Consider the following 15,859-nt stretch of genomic DNA (forward strand, 5'->3'; position numbering starts at 1 on the left):
CGCGGCAGGATGAGCCCATGATCACACTGCTCTCTGCCCCGTCGAACCTCGGCCTGCGCCCGCCGGAGCGCGGGAGCGTGCCGGGCGCGGCGAAGGCGCCGGAAGCGCTACGCGATGCCGGCCTCTTCGCGCGCTTCGTCGAACGCGGTGCCTCCGACTCCGGCGTCGTCCTCGCCGGCCGCTACGTCGATGACGACGACACCCGGCCGGCCGGCCGCGTGCGCAACGAGAGCGCGATGATCGACCACTCCCAGCGCCTCGCCACGCGCATCGGCGCGGCCATCGACCGCGGCGAGGCTCCCCTTGTGATCGGCGGCGACTGCGCGATCCTCCTCGGAGCGGGTCTCGCGACCGCACGCCGCGGCGGTGTCGGCCTCGTGCACATCGACGGCCATACCGACTTCCGCCACCCGGGCAACAGCGACGAATGCGCGAGCGTGGCCGGGGAGGCCCTCGCCGCCGCGGTCGGCGCACACTGGCCGTCGATCGCCGACATCGACGGGCTCGCGCCCTACTTCCCGTCCGCGCACACCGCGCACATCGGTCACCGCGCCGACGATGAGGATCAGGACGAGGTACGTGGCATCCTCGGCAGCGTCACGCCCGCCGCCGATGTCACCTCTCTCGGAGCCGCTCGCGTGGGTGCAGAGAGCGCCGCCGTCGCCGGTCCCGCGTACTGGCTCCAACTCGACGTCGACGTGCTCGACCCGACCATCATGCCCGCGGTCGACAGCCCCGATGCCGGCGGAATCAGCGCGGCGGAACTCACCGCACTGCTGCGGGAACTCGCGCCTCGCGCGATCGGCGCCTCCATTACGGTCTTCGATCCCGACCTCGACCCGGATGGGCGCTACGCACGCTTGCTCGTCGAGGTGCTCACAGCGGGCCTCGGCGAACTGGGCACTCGGGTGCGGCGCCCCTGACGTCGGCGCCTCTGACATCGGCGCCTCTGACGGCCGGGCTCCTGACGGCCGGACTCCTGACGGCCGGGCTCGTGACGCCCGGACTCGTCAGAGCCACCGCCTGGACTCACGCCTCCGGCTCGACGACGGGTTCGGTCATGACCCGCACGCGGGCGATGCGTCGGCGGTCCACCTCTGCGACCTGGATCGTGGCTCCGGGCACCTCCACGACGTCACCGACGACCGCGAGACGCCCGAGCTGCTCGGTCACGAAACCCGCGATGGTGTCGGATGAACCGCGCGGCATCGCCAGCCCCGTCGCCTCCTCGAAGTCCTGCAGGTTGAGGCGTCCGTCGATGCCGTCGTCCGCAGAGATGAACACCTCGGCGTCGTACTCATCGAAGATCTCGCCGACGACTTCCTCCACGAGGTCTTCCAGGGTGACCAGACCGTCCGTGCCGCCGTACTCGTCGACGACCACCGCGATGTGGTGGCCCTCCGCCCGCATGCGGGTCAGAGTCGGCAGCACGCGCGCAGTCGAGGGGATGTAGGGAATGTCGCGCATCAGCGCGCTCAGCGGACGCTCCGGGTCGTCGGATGCGGCCTCGAACAGATCACGCACGTGCACGAATCCGGTGATGTCGTCGATCGAGGTCTCCGAGACCGGGTAACGCGAGAAGGGAAGGTCGCGCACCTGCGCCATCACCTCGCCGACGCTCGCGGCCTCATCGAGGGCGACGACCTCGGGGCGCGGTCGCATGACCTCGCTGACCTGGCGCCCACGGAGGGAGAGCACATCATCGAGGATGCGCCGTTCGTCATCGGGCAGCCCCTGATGGCTCGCCACGATGTCGCGCACCTCCTCGTCGGTCATCTCGTCGCTCGTCTTGTGCGGATCTCCCCCGAGCACTCGGACGAGGGCGTTCGTCGAGACCGAGAGCAGCCAGATCACCGGCCGCATGACCGTCGCGAACCCGTTGAGGGCAGGCGCGACCGCGTAGGCGAACTGGGCATTTCTCTGGATCGCCAGACGCTTGGGCACGAGCTCGCCGAGCACCAGCGACAGGTAGGCGATCACCAGCGTGAGCACGAGGGTCGCGACGGTGAGGGCGAGAGCGGGGGCGAGACCCCATGACTCGAGCACCGGCGCCAGCGACGGCGCGATCGATGTCGCTCCGTATGCCGCCGAGGCGAACCCGGCCACGGTCACACCGATCTGCACCGCCGAGAGGAACGTGTTGGGGTTGCGGGCGAGGGCGGCGACCTTCGCACCGCGCCGCCCTCGTTGGCCGATCGCATTGATCTGGCTTTCGCGCAGCGTGACCAGCGCCATCTCCGTCGCAGCGAAGACACCGCCGATCAGCACGAACGCGAAGACGAGGGCGATGTTCCAGAGCAGGTCGCCCATCAACGGGCCGCCTCGTCTGTGGTGGGGTGAGCGCCCGGGACGAACCGGGCGCTCGTACTGTCAGAATCCGAAGAGTCAGAACAGCGCTGCGCGCTCAAGAGTGCTCCTTCTTGGTGGTGGTGTCGGCGGATGAGATGTCGTGGGAGGTGTCGCCCGGTGCACGGCGCGTCTTGATGAGGCTCGCCACCGTGGCGACCGCGATGGTCGCGCCGATGAACAGCAGCGAGAACCAGATCGGGATCTCCGGCGCCCACTCGACGCCCTGGCCGCCGTTGATGAACGGCAGCTCGTTGACGTGCAGAGCGTGCAGGACCAGCTTGACGCCGATGAATCCGAGGATGACGGCGAGTCCCTGCGCCAGGTAGACGAGGCGCTCGAGCAGACCGCCGATGAGGAAGTACAGCTGTCGCAGTCCCATGAGCGCGAAGGCGTTCGCCGTGAAGACGATGTAGGCCTGGTCGGTGAGACCGTAGATGGCGGGGATCGAGTCGACCGCGAACACCAGGTCGATGAAGCCGATCGCGATGATGGTGAGGAGCATCGGCGTGACGAAGCGCTTGCCGTTCTTCACGACCGTGAGCCGGTCGCCGTTGTACTCGTCGCTGACGGGCAGGTGCCGACGGACGAACGTCATGAAGCGCCCGTTGGCGGGGTTGCTCTCGTGGTTGCTGAACGCCTGACGGTAGGCGAGCACCAACAGCAGAGCGCCGAACAGGTAGAAGATCCACGAGAAGTTCTCGATGAGCGTCGCGCCGACGGCGATGAAGATGCCGCGCAGGATCAACGCGATCACGATGCCGATCATCAGCACCTTCTGCTGGTACTTCTTCGGCACGGCGAAACCCGTCATCACGATGAGGAAGACGAACAGGTTGTCGATCGACAGGGCCTTCTCGGTGAGGTATCCGGCGAAGTACTCGCCGCCGAACGTCCACCCGGAGAAGACGCCGATACCCACACCGAACAGCAGCGCGAGGCTGATGTAGAAGATCGACCAGCGCGCCGATTCCGCGATCGTCGGCTCGTGCGGTGTGCGCACGTGAGCGAAGAACTCGTAGACGAAGAAGGCGATCGTGACCGCGATCGTGATGATCCAGATCAGAGGGGTGATATCCAAATGCGGACTCCAGACTCGGGGTACGACAGTACCGCCAAAGTCTTCTCCATTCCATGGAACATGGAACCGGTGGCCCGGGATGCGACGTGCATCCGTAATGACGACCCCACCGTGTCGGAGTACTCCCCTTGGGTGTCTTCAGATTAGGAGAAGACCCTTTGCTCTTCCTGTGGATCTGCCGATAACGTCACGCCCCGAGAGAGAACGGCATATCGGGTTTCGACGCGTGAATCAGTAACATTTCACGTATTACCCGTCTATCCCTTTTCGGTCGCGTCCGATGCTGCGGAGCGTCACCCGACCAGACAGGAGCCGCGATGCCGCACGCCAGCGATGATGCCGCCGAGAAGCCGGGCGCCCGAGACCGGGCCCCTGATCTCGAGAACGACCGCGAGAGGCTCGGCGACGTGTCGACGTCGGTCCAGGACTTCGCACACGAGCAGACCGGGTATCACACCTCTCTCAAGGCGCGGCATCTGCAGATGATCGCCATCGGCGGAGCGATCGGCACCGGCCTCTTCATGGGAGCGGGGGGACGACTGCACACGGCCGGCCCCCTGCTCGCTGTCTCCTACCTGATCTGCGGTGTCTTCGCGTTCTTCATCCTCCGAGCGCTCGGCGAGCTGGTGCTCCACCGGCCGTCATCCGGATCGTTCATCTCCTACGCTCGCGAGTTCTACGGCGAGAAGCTGGCCTTCGCCGCAGGGTGGCTCTACCTGCTGAATTGGGGCATGGTCGCGATCGTCGACTCGACGGCCGTCGCACTGTACGTGCATTACTGGTCGGCGTTCGACGTCGTGCCCCAGTGGCTGCTCGCCCTGGTCGCGCTGGTGGTGGTGGTCGGACTCAACCTCGTCTCGGTCCGCCTGTTCGGCGAGATGGAGTTCTGGTTCTCGATCATCAAGGTCGCCGCTCTCGTCGCCTTCCTCCTCATCGGCATCGTGGTCCTCGCCGCGGGCTGGGAGACAGATCAGGGACCGACGGGATTGCAGATGCTCAGCGAGAACGGAGGCTTCAGTCCCGAAGGCGTGCTTCCCGCGGTCATCGTCATGCAGGGCGTCGTGTTCGCCTACGCCTCGATCGAACTGATCGGTACAGCTGCCGGCGAGACCGAGAATCCGGCCAAGCTCGTACCTCGAGCCGTCAACTCCGTGATCCTGCGGATCGGCGTCTTCTACGTGGGGTCGGTGCTCCTGCTCGCACTCCTGCTCCCGTATACGGTCTACCGAGCCGGGGAGAGTCCTTTCGTGACCTTCTTCACCCACATCAGCGGCCCGGAGATCGGGGCGATCGCCGGGAGCGCCATGAACTTCGTCGTGATCACCGCCGCGATCTCCGGGCTCAACGCAGGCCTGTACTCGACCGGCCGCGTCTTCCATTCCCTCGCCGCCTCCGGTGCGGCCCCGAAGGTCGCCGGAATGATGAGCAGGCGTGGCGTCCCGGTCGCCGGAATCCTCTTCACCGCAGGGTTCGCCCTGATCGGGGTCCTGCTCAATCTCGCGGTTCCCGACGAGGCCTTCGAGATCGTGCTGAACATGTCGGCGCTGGGCATCATCGCCGCGTGGGCGACGATCATCCTGTGCCAACTGCGCCTCCGCTCCTGGGCGTTGCAGGGACGCATCGTGCGGCCGTCGTTCCGACTGTTCGGGGCGCCGTTCACGTCCTACCTCACCCTCGCCTTCCTGGCGTCGGTGATCGTCCTCATGGCGTTCGACTACCCCACCGGAACCTGGACCGTTGGCACGCTGATCGCCATCGTCCCCGCACTGATCGGCGGCTGGTTCCTCGCCCGGCGAAGGATCAGCGAGGTTCAGGCGCTGCGACGGGGTGCGAACTTCACGCCTGAACCGACGGAGACGTCCGACTCGGCCTGAGCGAGCTGCAGTCCGTTAGAAACTGGATGAGTCCGCTGGTCCTGGATGAGCCCGCTAGTCCTGGATGTCGGAGCGGATGAGCTCCTGTTCCTGGGCGCGATCGATGATGGCGGGGAGCACCTCGTCGAAGAAGGTGACGAGGACGGCGCGGGTCTTCACCGCATCACGCTCGAGGATCGCCTCCCGAAGGGAGACGACGAAAGCACCGACGACCTCCCAGTCGAATGCATCCCGCGAGTGCTGGCTGAACCTCCGGATCTGCGGCCCGAGACGTTCGATGATCACGGCTCGCGACGCGTTCCCCTCGATGCGCGCGAATCCGGTGGCGGCCGCACGGAGCGCGATACCGAACCCCGCCACATCGCGTGCCTTCACCGCCGCGGACATCTCGTCGGCAAGCTCGGTGAGATAGACGATGTCGTCGTCCTGGATCAGGGGCATCACGTGGCGCACCGAGCCGATCCAGATGTCTCCGAAGAGATCGACCGCGTTGCGGACCTGATCGAGATCGATCGGGGCGACGCGGGTGTAGCGGTTGCGCTGCATCTCGACGAGACCGTGGTCGGCGAGGCGGTCCAGGGCATGCCGGATCGGGGTCTTCGACGTGCCGAGGCGCTCTGCGAGCTCGTAGTCTCGCAGACGTTCACCCGGGCGCAGCTCGCCGCTGATGATCGCATCCTGCAACCGGTTGTACGCCTCGTCGCTCATCGACCTGCGCTCGAGGGGTCCGCCTGAGAGTGCCACCGCTTTTGTCCTCCACTCGAGCACGGAATCGCTGTAGAGCCTGAAGTTCTACCTACACTGCAATGTATCGCATCCGACGTAACGGACAAGCGAATACCGGGTCGTGGAGGTGACCGTGCGCGCGTTCACGGCATGGGGAGAACGGCATCAGGTGACGCTGTACCTGGCGTCGATCGCGGTCGGCGCCGTCGTCGGCCTCCTCTCCCCCTCGACGGCACCGGTGTGGGAGTCGGCGGTCACCCCGCTCCTCGGCGTTCTGCTGTTCGCGACGTTCCTGGGCGTGCCGTTCGCGCACATCGGACGGGCATTCGTCGACGGGCGCTTCCTCGGCACGCTTCTGCTCCTGAACTTCGTGGTGGTGCCGGCGCTGGCTTTCGGCGTGAGCAGAGTGGTGGCGGCCGATGAGGCGATCCTGCTGGGGGTGCTTCTCGTGCTGCTCACCCCGTGCGTCGACTACGTGATCGTGTTCACGGGCCTGGCGGGCGGCGACCGCTCCCGACTTCTGGCCGCGACACCGCTGCTCATGCTGCTGCAGATGCTGCTGCTCCCCGTCTACCTCTCCCTCTTCTTCGGCACCGATGCGACGAGCGTCGTCGACCCGCGCCCGTTCATCGACGCGTTCCTGCTGCTGATCGCACTGCCGCTCGCACTCGCCGCTCTGACCCAAGTGCTGACCAGGAGGTTCGCCTCGGCCCGCGTGATCGAACGCGGTTCCGCCACGGCGATGGTGCCGCTGATGATGCTCACCCTCGCGGCCGTCGTCGCTTCGCAGGTGTTCGCCGTTGGCGGCGCGTGGGGGCGCCTGTTCCTCACGGTGCCGGTCTTCGCGATCTTCGCCGTGATCGCCGCGCCCCTCGGCGCAGTCCTCGCGCGGGTCGCCGGCCTGGACACGCCGGGCCGCCGCGCGGTCGTCTTCAGCGGTGTCACGCGCAACTCTCTCGTCGTGCTCCCGCTCGCTCTGGCCCTGCCCGACGCGTTCACGCTCACGCCGCTCGTCGTCGTCACCCAGACGATGGTGGAGCTGATCGTCATGGTGGCGATGGTCGCGGTGATCCCACGCCTGATCAGGCAGCGTTGAGCGCCGCGACGATCATCGCCCCGGCGGACCGTCGAGCGCTGTCGGGACGTACTCCAACAGCTGCGTACGCTGATCGGGCTTCCGATCATGAGTCGCCGGGCGCCGTCCCGACCCTGAACGCGCACCCAGCTTGGGCGCGTACCGTCAGCACCAGCGAGCACAACTGAAGATCCGAACGCGACGCTCTGAAGGGCCGTTCGCGAAAGAACAACACCTCCGCCGCCCGCTCTGGGCGACGCCGGAGACGAGGTCATCATGGACGTCATCCGTCCGACCGTCCACACCCGTCCGCGCGACAACGCGTCCCGAAGATCGAGCGCCTTCACCGAGTTGGCGCAGCAGGTACGCGAGCGCGGGCTCCTGCACCGGCGCTACGGCTACTACTGGACGAAGCTCATTGCCGCCCCGATCGCTGTGGGCGTGTGCCTGCTCGCGTTCCTCTGGATCGGCGACACCTGGTGGCAGCTGTTCACCGCCGCCGTCCTGGCGATCGTGTTCACCCAGATCGCGTTCCTCGGTCACGATGCGGCGCACCGGCAGATCTTCGTGTCCGGCCGGTGGAACGACTGGATCAGCATCATCCTCGGCGACCTGCTCGTCGGCATGAGCTACGGATGGTGGCAGCACAAGCACACCCGCCACCACGCCAACCCGAACAAGCTGGGCTCCGACCCCGACATCGAGCTCCCCGTGATCGCTGTCTCCACCGAGGCTGCGACGAGGCACCAGGGACCGGTCATCACGTGGTTGCGCGGACATCAGGGCGTGCTGTTCTTCCCGATCCTGCTCCTCGAAGGACTCTCGCTGCACGCTTCGAGCGTGCGGCGGATGTTCGCGCGGGGCCGGCTCGAACGCCGGTGGGCCGAGATCACGTTCCTCAGCGTCCGCATGATCGGATACCTGGTACTGGTGTTCATCGTGCTGTCCCCCGGAATCGCCTTCGTCTTCCTGGCGGTGCAACTGGGACTGTTCGGGTTCTACATGGGGATCGCCTTCGCCCCCAACCACAAGGGGATGCCGGTCGTACCTCGGGACATGACCCTGGACTTCCTGCGGCGGCAGGTGCTGATGAGTCGGAACGTGCGCGGCGGCCGCTTCCTCGACGTCGCCATGGGTGGGCTGAACTACCAGGTCGAGCATCATCTGTTCCCCTCGATGCCCCGCCCGCATCTGCGTCGCGCCGCCCCGATCATCGCCGCGTACTGCCGGGAGCACGACGTGCAATACACCCAGGTCGGCCTGTTCGCCTCATACGCGATCGTGGTTCGCTACATCAACCGGGTCGGTCTCGGCGAGCGCGACGTGTTCCGTTGCCCGCTCGCGGATCAGCGGCTCGCGATCGGGGTGCCGCTGCGGTCGTGAACCGCCGCCTCTAGCCGCGGACGGTCGCGATCATCCGGTCCAGATCGGCGTCGAGATCGGCGTCGACGACCTGTCGGGCCGGCGTGGCATCGTGATACTCGATGATCTCCTGCGCCCCGATCCAGAACGGCACACGGGAGCAGAACTCGGGGACGATACGTCGGATCTTGGCGGTGTCGAACACCATCGGGTGAGCCCTGTCGCCGTGCAGGTCTGCGGCGAACGACGGCCGGATTGCGGCGATCGTGTCGGAGGACACGTGCACCAGCTCGGGACGGACCCCTGCCGCCTCGCCCAGCCAGGTGTAGATCTGATCCCACGTCGGCGCGTGGTCCCCCATGATGTGGAAGACGTCGCCGAGCACGTCACGGCGCCCGAAGAGGCCGACGAAACCCACCGCGAAATCGTTCGTGTGCGTGATCGTCCACGGTGAGGTACCGTCGCCGTGGACGACGACCGGCCGACACTCGCGCATCCGCGCCACGTCGTTCCACCCGGCCAGCGTGGGCATGCTGGTGCGGTCGTAGGTGTGCGACGGGCGGACGATCGTCACGGGGAAGCCCTGGTCGCGATACGCGGCGGTGAGGGCGTCCTCGCAGGCGATCTTGTCGCGCGCATATCCGGAGAACGGATTGCGGAGCGGCGTCGATTCCGTGATCGGGAAGCGCAACGGTGGCTTCTGATACGCCGACGCGGAGCTGACGAACACGTACTGCCCGGTCCGGCCGGCGAAACGCGCGATGTCGGCCTGCACGTGGGCGGGGGTGAAGGCGGTGAACTGGGCCACGACGTCGAACTCGCGGTCCCCGAGCGCTGCCCGCACCGCGTCCGCGTCGCGGATGTCGCCCTGCAGGAGCTCGGACTCTTCCGGCAGCGCCCTCTCCTCGGAGCGACCGCGATTGAGAACGGTGACTCGATGTCCGAGCTCGACCGCCCGTCGCACCGAAGCCGCGCTGATCACACCGCTGCCGCCGATGAAGAGGATGTCCTGTGTGCCCATGTCCCGATCCTGTCACGCCGGCGTCGCCGGGTCGGCGTCGTTTCGACGAGGTCGGGACGTCGTGAGTGATCGGGATGGACGCGCATGGGTTCCGTGAGACTCCTTCATCGCCAGGATCACCCAGGCGTAGGACGGAGTCATGACCCTCACGGAGATCCTTCCCACCCTTCGACAGAGCATTCCCACTCCCCTCGACGGATGGAGGTGGCCGGTGCACACGCACCCGACGACCACCGATGTCGTGGTGGGAGGCATCTCGCTCCTGCGGCTGTTCGAGATCAGCGGATCACCCGCGGTCCTCACGGGCGACCTGCCGCTGCCGACCGCGGGAACCGACGTGACCGTGCTGCTGTTCCGGATCACGCTGCGCGTCGACACCCAGGAGGACAAGCGCATCGCGCTCACGGACTGCTCGTTCGACGGTGTGGATGCCGCGTGGGAGGAGTGCCGCCTCATCGGCCGGGCTTCTTCGGCGCGGACGACGAAGATCGAGCTGATCCCCGGCGAGGAGGGCGGCGTGGCCTGGCCGCACCCCATCGCGCCTCTTCCTGCCGACCTCCGGGAAGGCGATCTCGTCGTCGTCCCCTGCGTCGGTGCTGTCACGCTCCGAGACGTGCGTCCACGCGCCGCCGCCGCGCTCTCCGCGGAGGCGTCACGATGACCGTCCTGCACACCGTGCTGCACTCGACCGCATTCGTATGGAACGACCCGCGACGCGATGCACGGCAGCTGTGGCCGAAAGACACCGTGATCGGTGCGCACGACATCGTCGTCGCCGGGCGAGCGCTGTCCGATCTCGCGCGCGAACGACGCACCCCCTGCATACTGATCGCGCCCGTCGCGCCCTCTGCGGCGCACCCCGAAGCGGACCCGCACGTGACGTTGGTGGTGGCACGGATCACCGCCCGCGAAGAGCCTCCGGGGTGGCATCGCGAGGCGTCGGCGACCGTCGACTGCGATCTCCGCGCGATCGTCCCGCTGGTCACCCACGTCGAGCGGCTGCGCACGCCCCGGGCTCGAGACCTGGTGCAGACCGTCCTCCGCACCGACGAAGACGACACGCGGCTGCACGCCCGGCTGCCGAAGGCGCTCTCCCCCGGCGACCTGATCGTGTTCGCGTGCACCGGTGCCCTCGCACTGAGCCAGGTCGCACCGCGCACGCGCACCGCCGCCGTCGCGGTCGTCGACGCCGTCGCGGAAGTTGTCGAAGAGACAGGAGGCGTGTGCCGCAAGTATCGGGGTGAGCCGTTCGCCGACTAGCGCGTCGGCGCACTGCTGCGCCCCTGCGCACGACCGCTCAACTCGGCGTCGAGCGTCTCCTGCGCGACGCGCATCTGGTCGGCATACTCGGTCTGCTGCAGCCGCTGCCACATCACTTCTTCATCGACGTCTTCCACGTGGCTCACGACCCACCAGATGTTGCCGAACGGATCCTTGATACGCCCACCGCGCTGGCCGAAGGCGTTGTCGCTGAGGGCGGTCACCACGGTCGCCCCTGCAGCCTCGGCTCTGGTGAAGGCCTCTGCGGCGTCGGGCACCCACACCCGAAGCAGGCTCGGCATCACGGGCCACTCCGGCCGACGATCGAAGGCGAGGACGACGGTGTCGCCGATGCGTATCTCACCGTGTCCGATCAGACCGTCTTCCGTGGCGACCCGCGCCAGTTCCTCTCCGTCGAAGACCTGGGAGATGAAGTCGAGCAGCGCACCCGTGTCGTCGGTGACGACCCAGGGGGCGACGCTCGTGTAGCCGTTCGGGGCTGCGCTCGTGGCTGCGGTCATGGCTCTTCCCTCTTCCCGGTCTGCGGAGTGAGACACACAGTAGAAGGGGCCTCGGACAGTCGCCGAGAAGCCGGGGATTCACCGGGCGGAACCGGTCGCGATGACAGCGGCCTGCGCGTAGGCAGCCGTCCACACCCGGTCGAACCGATCACGACCGATCACTCCCTGACGGCAGGCGAGAGCGGCGTCGCCGAGCGCTTGGGCCAGGGTCTCCAGACGGAGCTGCTGGGCGCGCTCGGCCGCGGTGTCTTCGCTGAGCCCGGACCGACATGCCGATACCGTGACCACGCGCCGACGGATGCTGCGCGAGCGCCGCGACAGGATGATGCCGATCGGAAGCAGAGCAGCGACGAGCAGCATCGCAGCGAGCAACGGAGAAAAACCCGCGGCGCACAGCACCACCCACGCGACGACGCCACCGCCGAGCGACAGCGGAGTGAACCAGCGGTGCGCCTCGGCAATGCGCCGCTCCACGTCCGTGGAGTCGGGCGGATAGACCGCGAGCACGCACGCGACGGTGCCGTAGTGGCTCACGGTCCTCGACAGATGGCCCCAGCATGGAGGGCACGAAGCGCTCGGCAGTGTCTGCGCGGGGACGTGATGGGGAGGACGGGACACGGACATGCCTCCCACGTTGCTCCGGACGCGTGCCTCTGAGCGCCTGACAGACGGAACCCATACGGCGGCCGGCGTTTTCCATGCGGAATGGCGACGCCTCCGTGGTCGGCATATCGTCCTCATATCGAGAACGGCATACGGCCACGCAACGGCGCGCGCCCTGGACTGGAGGTATGACAGAGACTTCTGCCCGAGCTGCCCTTCCCCGCTATCGCGTACGGCGAAGCCGCCCCACGGCGACGGCCTCCTCCCGGAGCAGGCAGGGGCCGGGAGGGCCGAGCACGAGGCACCCGAGACGACCGCGATGGCATCGCCTGGCCGCATAGCCTCGCTCGACGTGATCCGCGGCGTCGCCATCATCGGCACTCTCGCCAGCAACGTCTGGCTGTTCCAGGCGTTCTTCGGCGAACGGGTGGTCGACATCTGGTGGCAGGACCTCGTCTCCGCACTTTCGGAAGGGAAGTTCCTGGGCCTGTTGACCATCATGTTCGGCATCGGACTCGAGATCCAGCGCCAGGCAGCGCTCCGGCGCGGCAGCCGGTGGCCCGGCACCTATCTCGTTCGTGCCGGTCTGCTCTTCATCGACGGAATGCTCAACTACATCTTCGTGGTGCAGTTCGACGTACTCCGCGCCTACGCCGTCCTCGGCTTCGTCGTGGCATTCGTCCTGCTGCTCCCGGAGAAACGCCAGTGGGTGTTCATCGGCGTGGCGCTCGTGACGCACGTCACGCTCATCCTTCTCCCCCTCTTCACCGGCAGCGTCATGATGTTCCCAGGCCTCGTGATCCCCGGGGAGTCCCCGACGGTCGGCGGCAGGCCGACATATTGGGAAGAGGTGCAGATGAACACCCTGACCGTGTTCTCCGACCTGACGGTCGGCACCGACACCGGCTCGATCCTCACCCTCGGTCTCGTCGTCTTCACCCTCGGCGCCATGCTCTACCGCCACGGACTGTTCGAGGCCCGCGGCGCGCGACTGCGCAGATGGGTCATGATCGTCGGCCTCGGTGCGGGCGTTCCGGGGGAGGTCGTGTTCTTCCTCATGCAAGAGACGTTCGGACTCAACAGGTTCCTCTCCGCGCCGCTGGTCGCATTCGGCATCCTCGCTCTCATGGCCTCCTTCTATCGAGGACACCGCATCGGATTCGTCGGACGCGGACTCTCCCTTGTCGGCCAGATGGCCCTGAGCTGCTACGTGCTCCAGAACATCCTCGGTCGGGTGGCGCAGTCGATCATCGGTCACTCGCCGCTTGCGGAGACGCTCGACCCGCTGGTCGGAACCCTGGCGATGTTCTTCGTGATCGCCGCTCTGGTGATCCTGTTCGCGAACCTCTGGATGCGCCGCTTCCGCAAGGGACCGCTCGAGTACGTCTGGGACGTCAGCTTCCGATTCCTCACCCGGAGCCGCGTGAAGGCGCCGACCGTCGCCTGAGATCGAGAACTTTCCGTGATCAAACCGTTGCATTCGTTATCTCGCCGTTATACAGTGATCGCACGGTGAATGTTTGCTGTGGCATCCACCGCATGTGATTGCAGGACACTCTTGGTGCAAGGGACAAGGGCCGGTCGGGAGCCTCTCCGACCGGCCCTTTACTGTTCGCACTATTCTGTGAGGATGACCGATCGCAAGCTCGCCCTGGAGGCCTGGGAGAGCCTGTTCCGCGCGCAGCACGAGCTGTTCACCGAGATGATGAGCGACTTCGAGCACAGCGATATCGCGCAGGCAGAGTACGACGTGCTGCTCACCGTCACCCGCTCCCCCGACATGACCGCGCGGCTGCGCGACATCACCTCGAACATGCTGATCAGCCAGCCCAGCGTCTCGCGCCTGGTCGACCGCATGGTCACACGAGGACTCGTGGCGAAGTGCGCCGACCCCGACGACGGTCGCGGTGCGCTGATCCGGGCGACGGACGAGGGGGCCCGGGCCTTCCGCTCGCTCGCCACCGTGCACGGACGCTCGATCGCCGACCGCATGTCCCGTCTCGATGATGACGAGCTGCGCGCGCTGCGCGACCTCGCGGAGAAGCTCCGCTCCCGCTGACGCCCTCGGCCTCGGCCTCGGCATCTCCCCTGCCCGCACACCCTGACCAGCCCCTGCCCGCACCCCCGCAGGAGGAGATCTCCTCGTCGGGCGGACGTATGGCCGAAGACCTTCCTCCCGACGTGGAGTTTCCCGCCCACCACGATGCCCCCCGGAACGGCCTCTCTGCATTTCTGGCAGGGTGGGGGGCGAAGGCGCGCACCACGGCGCGCTCGGGACCGCCCCCTCGGGGGGACCAGGGAGGTCATTCATGGAGATCGCCGGAATCGTCGGCATCCTCGTCATCGTCGGAATCGCGGTCGTCGTCGCCGTCGTTCTGCTGCTCATCCTGCTGCTGTTCGCACGCAGCTGGATCAAGGTCGCGCGAGCCGACGAAGCACTCGTCATCTCGGGCCGCAAGCAGAAGATCCAGCGCGCGGTCATCGCCGCCGACGGCACGACCAGCTCCGAGCTGGCAGAGTCGCCCGTCACGGTCATCGTGAACGGCAAGTCGCTCGTCAACCCGATCACGCAGCGCCACGAGATCATCTCGCTGCGCTCGCGGCAGGTGTCCCTCAACGCCGAGGCCCAGTCACTCGACAGCGTCACACTGAACGTCGACGGCGTCGCGATCGTGAAGATCGGCTCCGACCCCCTGTACGTGCGCCGCGCGGCCGAGCGATTCGCCTCGCAGGACAAGGCCATCGAGCAGTTCACGACCGAGCAGCTCGAAGGTGCCCTCCGCGGCATCGTCGCCACGCTCTCCGTCGTCGAGCTGATGCGCGAGCGGAAGAAGTTCTCCGACCAGATCGCCGCCGACGTCTCGCAGGAGCTCGCCGAGCAGGGCCTGATCCTCGACTCGTTCCAGATCAAGGGCATCACCGACAAGGTCGGCTACATCCAGTCCCTCGGCGCTCCCGAGATCCAGGCGAAGCGTCAGGCCGCCGAAATCTCGCAGACCAACGCCGACCGTGCGATCAACCAGAAGAACATCGCCAACAAGGAAGCCAACCTGATCGAGCAGACCGCGCTCGACACCAACACGGCCAACTCCGACTCCGGGATCGGCCGCGCCCGTGCCGAAGCCGAGCAGGCCGAGGCGCTGGCTCGTGCTCAGGCTGAGCAGGCCGTTCTGCAGCAGCAGGCCGAGAACAAGCAGGCCCAGCTCGACGCCGACGTCAAGCGCGTCGCCGATGCACAGCGGTATGAGGCCGAGACCCGCGCACAGGCCGAGCTCTACACGCGCGAGCGCGCCGCCGAGGCTGCCGCGATCGAGCAGGTCAAGCAGGCCGAGGCCCGTACCCGCATCGCCGAGCAGCAGGCGCAGGCCGACAAGGCTCGTGCCGACGGTGAGGCCGCGGCCGCGATCGCCAAGGCCAGCGGTGAGGCGAACGCCCTGCGTGCACAGGCAGAAGCCGAGGCCGAAGCCCGCCGTCTGCGCGCCAGCGCCGAGGCCGACGCCATCCGCGCCGAGGGTGATGCCCGCGCCGCCGCTCTCGAGGCGGAGGCGAAGGCCATCGCCTCGAACCAGGACGCGTTCCTCTCGCAGCGCGTGCTCGAGGTGCTGCCGTCGATCATGGCCGAGTTCTCCAAGGGTTACGCGGCGATCGGCAACGTGTCGATCATCGGCAGCTCCGGCGAAGACGGCGCTTCGAATGTCGTCGGCGCCGACAGCGCGAAGGCCCTGCGCTCGGTGTTCGACAGCGTCCACTCGGCAACAGGGCTCGACCTCGCCGGGATCATCCAGGGTCAGGCCGTCGGCCGCGGCTTCGGTGCAGGAGTCGCCGAGGCTACGCCGCCCGCACCCGCACCCGCGCCCCGGGTGTCCACGCCGACCACTCCACCACCGCCCGCTTCCGCAACCCCCGCATCTCCCACAGCAGAGTAGGCGGAGCAGGCAGAGCACTTCGGCGGATGCCGCGACCGACCCGGTCGCGGCATCCGCTGTTTCC

The 15,859-nt window shown here is 67.3% G+C and carries 15 protein-coding genes; 9 read left to right on the forward strand and 6 right to left on the reverse strand.

Translation table 11 applies throughout. From position 1 onward, the window contains the following. Positions 1-17 precede the first annotated feature (17 nt). A complete protein-coding gene (locus ACLFA2_RS04785; RefSeq protein WP_021198115.1) occupies positions 18-923 on the forward strand; it encodes an arginase family protein in 906 nt (301 codons plus the stop codon). 106 nt (positions 924-1,029) lie between these two features. Here ACLFA2_RS04785 and ACLFA2_RS04790 read toward each other — a convergent pair whose 3' ends face one another. Both ACLFA2_RS04790 and ACLFA2_RS04795 read right to left on the reverse strand, forming a co-directional pair. Further along, complete coding sequence (locus ACLFA2_RS04790) at positions 1,030-2,310, reverse strand: hemolysin family protein (protein ID WP_021198116.1); 1,281 nt, start codon at positions 2,308-2,310, stop codon at positions 1,030-1,032. A gap of 94 nt (positions 2,311-2,404) precedes the next feature. After that, complete coding sequence (locus ACLFA2_RS04795) at positions 2,405-3,427, reverse strand: TerC family protein (protein WP_021198117.1); 1,023 nt, start codon at positions 3,425-3,427, stop codon at positions 2,405-2,407. Positions 3,428-3,744: 317 nt separating this feature from the next. Between ACLFA2_RS04795 and ACLFA2_RS04800 the strand changes: the two genes are divergently transcribed. After that, entirely contained in the window at positions 3,745-5,301 is a 1,557-nt protein-coding gene (locus ACLFA2_RS04800; RefSeq protein WP_426622119.1) for an amino acid permease, read from the forward strand. Between the two features lie 54 nt (positions 5,302-5,355). Here ACLFA2_RS04800 and ACLFA2_RS04805 read toward each other — a convergent pair whose 3' ends face one another. Beyond that, entirely contained in the window at positions 5,356-6,045 is a 690-nt protein-coding gene (locus tag ACLFA2_RS04805) for a GntR family transcriptional regulator (RefSeq protein WP_029266035.1), read from the reverse strand. Between the two features lie 115 nt (positions 6,046-6,160). Here ACLFA2_RS04805 and ACLFA2_RS04810 point away from each other — a divergent pair, with 115 nt between their 5' ends. Beyond that, positions 6,161-7,123, forward strand: a complete 963-nt coding sequence (locus tag ACLFA2_RS04810; protein ID WP_426622120.1) for an arsenic resistance protein — start codon at positions 6,161-6,163, stop codon at positions 7,121-7,123. Between the two features lie 255 nt (positions 7,124-7,378). Then, positions 7,379-8,485, forward strand: coding sequence for a fatty acid desaturase family protein (locus ACLFA2_RS04815; protein WP_426622121.1), 1,107 nt, complete (start codon positions 7,379-7,381; stop codon positions 8,483-8,485). 10 nt (positions 8,486-8,495) lie between these two features. Here the strand turns inward: ACLFA2_RS04815 and ACLFA2_RS04820 are convergent, their stop codons facing one another. Further along, complete coding sequence (locus ACLFA2_RS04820; protein ID WP_426622122.1) at positions 8,496-9,485, reverse strand: NAD-dependent epimerase/dehydratase family protein; 990 nt, start codon at positions 9,483-9,485, stop codon at positions 8,496-8,498. 139 nt (positions 9,486-9,624) lie between these two features. On the opposite strand from ACLFA2_RS04820, the gene ACLFA2_RS04825 reads away from it, so the two are divergent. After that, positions 9,625-10,146, forward strand: a complete 522-nt coding sequence (locus ACLFA2_RS04825; RefSeq protein WP_426622123.1) for a hypothetical protein — start codon at positions 9,625-9,627, stop codon at positions 10,144-10,146. After that, positions 10,143-10,745, forward strand: a complete 603-nt coding sequence (locus ACLFA2_RS04830; RefSeq protein WP_426622124.1) for a hypothetical protein — start codon at positions 10,143-10,145, stop codon at positions 10,743-10,745. Before ACLFA2_RS04825 ends, ACLFA2_RS04830 begins: the two co-directional genes overlap by 4 nt. Here ACLFA2_RS04830 and ACLFA2_RS04835 read toward each other — a convergent pair. Together ACLFA2_RS04835 and ACLFA2_RS04840 are read right to left on the reverse strand one after the other, a co-directional pair. After that, entirely contained in the window at positions 10,742-11,266 is a 525-nt protein-coding gene (locus ACLFA2_RS04835) for a VOC family protein (RefSeq protein ID WP_426622125.1), read from the reverse strand. The two genes, ACLFA2_RS04830 and ACLFA2_RS04835, sit on opposite strands and share 4 nt — an antisense overlap. Before the next feature lie 78 nt (positions 11,267-11,344). After that, positions 11,345-11,800 (reverse strand): DUF6611 family protein, encoded by a 456-nt coding sequence (locus ACLFA2_RS04840; protein ID WP_029259707.1) that lies wholly within the window; start codon positions 11,798-11,800, stop codon positions 11,345-11,347. A 388-nt stretch (positions 11,801-12,188) separates the two neighbouring features. Between ACLFA2_RS04840 and ACLFA2_RS04845 the strand changes: the two genes are divergently transcribed. From ACLFA2_RS04845 to ACLFA2_RS04855, 3 genes are all read left to right on the forward strand, one after another. Continuing rightward, on the forward strand, positions 12,189-13,316 hold the full coding sequence (locus ACLFA2_RS04845; RefSeq protein ID WP_426622126.1) for a DUF418 domain-containing protein: 1,128 nt from the start codon (positions 12,189-12,191) through the stop codon (positions 13,314-13,316). A gap of 183 nt (positions 13,317-13,499) precedes the next feature. After that, on the forward strand, positions 13,500-13,928 hold the full coding sequence (locus tag ACLFA2_RS04850) for a MarR family winged helix-turn-helix transcriptional regulator (protein WP_426622127.1): 429 nt from the start codon (positions 13,500-13,502) through the stop codon (positions 13,926-13,928). 250 nt (positions 13,929-14,178) lie between these two features. After that, positions 14,179-15,795: an SPFH domain-containing protein gene (locus ACLFA2_RS04855; protein WP_029259705.1), complete on the forward strand. Its 1,617-nt coding sequence runs from the start codon at positions 14,179-14,181 to the stop codon at positions 15,793-15,795. Positions 15,796-15,859 lie beyond the last annotated feature (64 nt).

Origin of the sequence: Microbacterium sp. As-52 (assembly GCF_049949185.1) — a bacterium.
Taxonomy (GTDB): domain Bacteria; phylum Actinomycetota; class Actinomycetes; order Actinomycetales; family Microbacteriaceae; genus Microbacterium; species Microbacterium maritypicum_A.